The 5,970-nt window shown below is 35.5% G+C and carries 7 protein-coding genes; 4 read left to right on the forward strand and 3 right to left on the reverse strand.

The genetic code is table 11. The features are described from left to right. Positions 1 to 605: HEAT repeat domain-containing protein (locus F6K13_RS14740; protein WP_287287723.1), on the reverse strand; the 605-nt coding region annotated here is incomplete at its 3' end. 459 nt (positions 606 to 1,064) lie between these two features. Here F6K13_RS14740 and F6K13_RS14745 point away from each other — a divergent pair. From F6K13_RS14745 to F6K13_RS14755, 3 genes are all read left to right on the forward strand, one after another. Then, a complete protein-coding gene (locus F6K13_RS14745) occupies positions 1,065 to 2,597 on the forward strand; it encodes a glycoside hydrolase family 10 protein (RefSeq protein ID WP_124154488.1) in 1,533 nt (510 codons plus the stop codon). Between the two features lie 190 nt (positions 2,598 to 2,787). After that, positions 2,788 to 3,018, forward strand: a complete 231-nt coding sequence (locus F6K13_RS14750) for a hypothetical protein (protein ID WP_124145975.1) — start codon at positions 2,788 to 2,790, stop codon at positions 3,016 to 3,018. Positions 3,019 to 3,063: 45 nt separating this feature from the next. After that, positions 3,064 to 3,516, forward strand: coding sequence for a PIN domain-containing protein (locus F6K13_RS14755; RefSeq protein ID WP_124145976.1), 453 nt, complete (start codon positions 3,064 to 3,066; stop codon positions 3,514 to 3,516). Positions 3,517 to 3,540: 24 nt separating this feature from the next. Here the strand turns inward: F6K13_RS14755 and F6K13_RS14760 are convergent, their stop codons facing one another. Next, positions 3,541 to 3,756 (reverse strand): hypothetical protein, encoded by a 216-nt coding sequence (locus F6K13_RS14760; RefSeq protein ID WP_287287725.1) that lies wholly within the window; start codon positions 3,754 to 3,756, stop codon positions 3,541 to 3,543. A 10-nt stretch (positions 3,757 to 3,766) separates the two neighbouring features. Here F6K13_RS14760 and F6K13_RS14765 point away from each other — a divergent pair, with 10 nt between their 5' ends. Further along, positions 3,767 to 4,375: a hypothetical protein gene (locus F6K13_RS14765; RefSeq protein WP_287287727.1), complete on the forward strand. Its 609-nt coding sequence runs from the start codon at positions 3,767 to 3,769 to the stop codon at positions 4,373 to 4,375. A gap of 426 nt (positions 4,376 to 4,801) precedes the next feature. Here the strand turns inward: F6K13_RS14765 and F6K13_RS14770 are convergent, their stop codons facing one another. Then, positions 4,802 to 5,530, reverse strand: a complete 729-nt coding sequence (locus tag F6K13_RS14770; RefSeq protein ID WP_124145979.1) for a hypothetical protein — start codon at positions 5,528 to 5,530, stop codon at positions 4,802 to 4,804. Positions 5,531 to 5,970: the final 440 nt, after the last annotated feature.

Raw genomic sequence — 5,970 nt, forward strand, 5'->3', positions numbered from 1 at the left:
TGAACCGCCTCTTTTGATTCTATCCTTCCTAATGCTTCAATTGCTATAAAACGAAAAAAACTATCTCTATCAGTTGTGATGATGTTAATTAAAGGTTGAACCGCCTCTTTTGATTCTATCCTTCCTAATACTTCAATTGCACTACTACGAACATCACTATCTCTATCAGTTGTGATGATGTTAATTAAAGGTTGAACCGCCTCTTTTGATTTTATGTCTCCTAATGCGTCAATTGCCCTACTACGAACATCACTATCTCTATCAGTTGTGATAATGTTAATTAAAGGTTGAACCGCCTCTTTTGATTTTATGTCTCCTAATGCGTAAATTACACTACTACGAATATCACTACTCGTACCAGTATCTATTATGACGTTAATTAAAGCTTGAACATTAGGAGGTGTTAACAAAATTTTATTTGTTTCTGGACCAACAATACCATCTGGCTTTAAATTATGATATTCCTGAAAACGAATAACTGCAGCAAGAGTCTTAGGGCCAAATATTCCATCTACTTTCCCGACTGGAAATCCCCAGTTATTTAATTGTTCTTGAAGCTGAATAACTTGATACCCTCGACTTCCTATTCTTATTAAAGTATCCATCTGAAAGTTATTTCTTTAGTATTTTCTCCACCATCCTAACCCATAAAAAACTACAGTTGTACTAAGAGCTAATTTGTAAACTTAGCTGTTTGCGCAGCATGACCCTGGAAAAGTCTTATATTACCTAGCTTTTAGTAATTTGGGTCTGACTGAACGATAAATCGCAAAGCCTAAGTATAGTAAAGAATTCATCCTCTTAATATTTACTTGATAAATCAGCTATAACTTCAAAAAATTTAAAGAATATTAACAAATAATAAAATTGATAATTAATTCCCAAAGGTTGAAAGTCTCTCCTTTTAAGGAGAATTAGATTTACTATAAAGTTAAATTATCCTGCCTTGCTGAAATGTAATGGTAAGTAGCTGAAGGTAAAATTGAAAAACTTATGTTTTGCGTTGATACTTAATCTAAAAATTATTACTATTCAACAACGCCAATTATCCAAATTGTCCAAAAATGAACTTAATCAGCAAACTATTTTCCAAAATTAATATCCCTCAAAATATTCGCTTTCGACCCAAAAACCTCCTCTGGGTTTCCCTAATAATATTTGGACTAACCCTCACTCAAATCTACACCTATCTACCAACCGCCACTGCTCAACAACCCTCTTCCTTTTCCCCCAGAGAATTTCGAGGAGTATGGGTAGCATCCGTTGCCAATATTGACTGGCCATCCCAACGTGGTCTATCTGTTGCGCAACAAAAATCAGAATTACTCAACATCCTCAACCGGATGCAAGAACTTAACCTTAATGCTTTAGTCTTGCAAGTTCGACCCAATGGAGACGCTTTGTATGATTCTCCGATCGAACCCTGGAGTGGTTGGATGACAGGCAAACAGGGAACCCCACCACAACCATATTACGATCCACTAGAATTTGCGATCGCCGAAAGTCATAAACGCAATATCGAACTCCATGCTTGGTTTAACCCATACCGCGCTCAACTTAGTCCCAATGATGGTTCCTTTGCTGGAAATCACATGGCAGTCAAATATCCCCAATATGCTTATAGATACGGCAACAACATTTGGATGGACCCAGGGGCGAAAGTTATTCAAGACCAAACTTTCAACACCATTATGGATGTAGTCCGTCGTTATGACGTTGATGCCATTCACTTTGACGACTATTTCTATCCCTACCCTCAACGCGGACAAGAGTTCCCCGACTACCAAACCTATAACGCATACAAAGCATCTGGTGGTACTCTCTCTTTATCTAACTGGCGACGACAGAATGTGAATAACATGGTACAACGTCTTTACCAAGGTATTCACGCTGAGAAACCTTATGTGAAATTTGGCATTAGTCCATTTGGCATTTATCGCCCAGGGAACCCTCCTGGTATTGTCGGGTTAGATCAATATGAAAGTTTATATGCTGACGTGAAATTATGGATGGAGCAGGGTTGGGTAGATTATTTAGCACCGCAACTTTATTGGCGAATCGACCCCCCTCAACAAAGTTATCCAGTTTTGTTAAATTGGTGGTTACAACAAAACCCACAACGTCGTCATATTTATGCCGGAAACTATTTAAGTCAGTTGCAAGGTGCAGGTTGGTCAGTATCTGAGTTTGAGAGACAAGTTGCTATTTCTCGTCAGAGAGCAAGTCAACTTTCTTTAGGAAATATCTTTTTTAGTATGAAGATGTTTCGAGATAATGTAGCGGGTGTAAATAATGTGTTCAAAAGTTCAGTTTATCCAACTCCAGCATTACCTCCAGCGATGCCGTGGTTAGATAACCAACCTCCCGCACCACCTACAGGAGTACAGGTTAATTCTGATGTTATTAGTTGGAATGTTGATAATACTGGAGATGTTCGTTCTTGGGCGTTGTATCAGCAAAATGGTAATCAATGGTCACTTGTACAGGTATTAAATTCTGCTACTAATGCGGTGAGAGTTACCCCAGGAATTTATGCTTTACGAGCAGTCGATCGCTTGGCAAATGAAAGTTCGGAACAAGTGGTGACGGTGCAGTAGCTTCCGAATTTAGAATTTAGAATGTAGAATTTAGAAAATGAGGTAAATTTACTAATTCTAAATTCTATGTATAGCATTTCTCATAAAGATGAAGTACATTGACGATTCCCCTAAATTCCCCTTAAAAAAGTAGGGACGTTCCATGCAACGTCCCTACAGGGTTATTATTTTTCACGGAGACAATATTATTATGTTAGAACAAGTGTTTAATTTAGCCAAACAGCTTCCTGTTTCTGAACAAATTATTTTAATTGAAAAAATGATAGTTGAACTTAGGAAAAATAAATCTTCTCAATATTCTTTAATGCCTCTAGAAAGGTTACAATCAGAATTTGCTAAAGACTTAGCAGAAGCAGGATATAAATCAAGAGAGGATATAGTGAATTTAGTACGAGAAGTTAGAAAGGAAATTTCACAATAACATCGCTAACTTTATTAAATTTGATAATACTTTTAAATTAAAAAAATGACTATTTCTCCAAGTCGTATATTTTTCGACACTAATGTTTATATTATTGGTTTCGCTGCTCCAGAAAGTAATGAGTTTAGATGTCTTCAATGGGCTGGTTTAGGTATGAAAAAATCTGCATTAATTGAAGTTGTAATTTCAGAAATATTGCTTGCAGAAATTTTGCGAGTGGCAAAACGTCTAAAACATAAAGATTGGAGTGGAGAAATAGTCGATAAAATATGGCAATATTTTCAAGTCTGTTATGTTCTACTGGATGAAAATGAACTAGAAATAATTAAAAATTCAGGTAATATTCCTAGAGAGGATGCAGGAGTTTATTTAACTGCTAAAACAGCTAAAGCTCAATGTTTTGTGTCGGCTAACTATAAATTAATTAAGGCTATTGTAGAAAAAACTGGAGAGTTTGAGTGTCTAACTCCTGAAGCTTTTGTTAATAAGTATGTTTAAGTTATAAGTGTCTTCTTGACGAGTTCAATAAATCCATTGTTGAGCATCTTCTCCTACTAATGGATAAGTTGCTTTTCCTTGAATATTATGCCATTGACGCCTAGGTTTAGGGGTTGAATTATCATCTCTTTGAAGATGACTTGATAAATAACACATTAATTGAAGTTTTTCTTCAACGTTTAGCCCTTCTGATTTAGTAGGGACATTGCATACAACGTCTCTACCATTTGTAACTAACATTATATCAAATATGGCTTTCAGTGATTTTAAGACAATCTCGGATGTACAAAAAAAGTATAGAATTAAATATTCAGAAGAGAATTTCATAGTTAGTCAGGAATTATTGCCTTCTGAAAGTTTTATCCAAGACTTTGAATTTAACAAAGAAAATATAGATTTGTTTGCTTCAGAAGCATCTCGCAGTGAAATTATAATCTCGCCACTATTGCGTGAGGTTTATAAGAAATATTATCAGAAGTATTCATTTTGGATTCGCAAAAGTATTTCTTATGATGAAATTCTCTCTGGAACACCTGATTATATTTTTTCACGACGTTCTGAACTTGGTAAAACTGTATTAGAAAAGCCTATTGTTATTGTTGTTGAAGCTAAGAGAAATGATTTTGAGCATGGTTGGGGGCAATGTCTGGCGGAGTTATTCGCGTCACAGAAAATAAATGATAATTTTTTCAGGGGAGTATATGGAATAGTGACAGATGGTAATTTGTGGCAGTTTGGAAAGCTTGTTGCAGACAATTTTATCAAAGATTCTGGGAATTTCACTATCGATAATTTGCCAAGAGTTTATGGTGCTTTGGAAAACCTGGTTCAATTAGTAGAAGAGGATGATGAGAAATAGGATAATTTGTACGGGTTTGGTCCGCAAAACCCTAGAGTTCCCTGTTCCCTATTTTCTCTATTCACTCAAAATATTAATGGTTGTTAAAAAACCAGGTTTCTGTTGATTAACGAAAGCTCATATTCGAGAGTCAAAGTATCTATCAACCAAGGATTGATATTTTGATCCCACATTTCGCACTTCAATTTGTATCATTAAAAGTAGTATATAAATCCGTAGCTTGGTAGGTATTTATACTATGCAAGTCATCTCAATTACTTTTTTCGTCGATCAAATTCCGAGTAAATAATGAAGCATAAATACTTGCTCGATCATGTACTCGATCGCGGCAGTTATGATTTTCTTCTAAAATTCTGTCTCCTGTCTCCTGTCTCCTGACTCCTTCTTCTATACTACATTTTGTGGTGCGGAATGTGGGTTTGATAATTACCCAAATAAGGGTTTACCAAGACCAGAGCAAGCATCCCCAGTTAACTTAACTAATTTATCTTGTTTCCTATGTAGATTTTCTTCCTTTATAAGAGTATTATATTCATCTTGAAAATTTTGATTCACTGTTTTAAAGTCTATAATATTCAAGAATTGAGACTTTTCATTATCACGTATACCATAAACAAAAAGACAAACAGGTTCTTCATTTCTACTGGCCTGAATAAGTCGTGCAAGAAGCGTTTGAGAATTTCTTTTTGATATGGGTTTGGTAATATCAGGAATTGTGCCTTCGTAGTCTACATTTTTAAGAACACTAATATCTTTCTCTGGAGATACACCTTTATTTAGCATTCGATCCGTAGGTTGATGGTCTGTATAAATCATAGAAGTTTGTTCAGATTTTCCTTTTAATCTCTGAACAAAAAAAGCTCTGAGTCCATCTGTTCCATCTTGTTCAGCAAAATTATAAGATGTTTCTGACCATCCTGTGATTTTGACCAAAACCGACCCCGATTTATAATTGCTAATATCTATTGGAGGATGGATAATTGCTTGAAATTCTACAAAATCAACAACAAATCCTATGATAGAAATCATAATACTAGCAATAGTAGCAACAACAAATACCGTACTATTTCTACGGAAAGATTCAATAAATCTGTGCAAGAAATTTTTTTGATTTGCTTGAGTGTTTTGATTGTTTGGATTTTGTGAAGTAGTCATCAGTTGCACCTAAAGTTTAAATTTGGGCGTTAGTAAATCAAGAGGTAAAAATTTAAAGGTCATCCAAAGCGATCGCTTTGAATACCCGACTAAGAATGTTACCCCTAGGAAAAAATCATCTCTTTAACCGCTAATACCAAGAGCTGAGTGTTTGTTCAGGATAAAACAACTAAAAGGCAAGACGCTCATTCTACAAAACTATTCAGGAAAAACAACGTGCAGACAGAGCAGTATAAATGCTCAAGGAAAGAGGAATTAATCCGGATAATATCATGTCCGTTTATATCGTTTGTGTAAACCTAAGGGTGAATATCTACAGGAAATGATGGTTTTTTCTTGCGAGGGTAGCCTTCTTCCCTCTTCCCTCTTTCTTCTTCCTTCTTCCTTCTTCCTTCTTCCTTACCTTTGCTATACAAGACCGATGCTACCGGACATGATAT

Source organism: Okeania sp. SIO2B9, from assembly GCF_010672505.1.
In the GTDB taxonomy this organism is placed as follows: Bacteria; Cyanobacteriota; Cyanobacteriia; order Cyanobacteriales; family Microcoleaceae; genus Okeania; species Okeania hirsuta.